Source organism: Vibrio sp. Vb2880, assembly GCF_033337975.1.
GTDB classification, from domain to species: domain Bacteria; phylum Pseudomonadota; class Gammaproteobacteria; order Enterobacterales; family Vibrionaceae; genus Vibrio; species Vibrio alginolyticus.
Genome location: NZ_JAWORT010000087.1, coordinates 1 through 614 on the forward strand (window position 1 = coordinate 1; position 614 = coordinate 614).

Sequence of the window (614 nt, forward strand, 5' to 3'; positions counted from 1 at the left end):
TCTGCAATGCTGCTTTCAACCACAGGCGTGTCGTTCACCGCATTCACGGTGACGTTAACCGTCGCTTGGTCAGTCAGCGAACCATCGGTGATGGTGTAAGTGATTTCAGCGTCACCATTGAAGTTCTCAGCCGGTGTGAAGACCAGTTTTCCATCAATAATTTCGACTTTACCTTGGTCACTCGGCACAGATGCCGAGTCAATACGTAATGCATCACCATCGATGTCAGTATCGTTTGGCAGAACATCAATCGTCACTGGTGTATCTTCGTCAGTAACGGCATTGTCATTGGTCGCCACTGGCGCATCATTCACTGGTGTGACATCGACGTTCACCGTGGTGGACTCACTGACCCCACCGGAGGTAACGATGTACGTGAAGCTGTCTGTACCATGGTAGTTGTCGTTCGGCGTGTAGGTCACGCTGCCGTCCGGGTTGACTGAGACCGTGCCGTTCGCTGGACCGTTATTGGTATCGATCGACACCACTTTGTCGTCGCCTTCGAACGTGTCGTTCTCTAAGACCTTGATGATGGTTGGCGTATCTTCCACAACCGTCGCTTTATCTGCCACGATGTCCGCCACAGGCGCAACCGTAAAGTTCACCGTTTGGCT

General features: G+C 52.1%; 1 protein-coding gene. It reads right to left on the bottom strand.

Annotated features, from left to right (window positions below; genetic code table 11):
- The coding region (locus R7M92_RS25050) for a tandem-95 repeat protein (RefSeq protein ID WP_318134582.1) at positions 1-614 on the bottom strand (614 nt) is incomplete at both ends.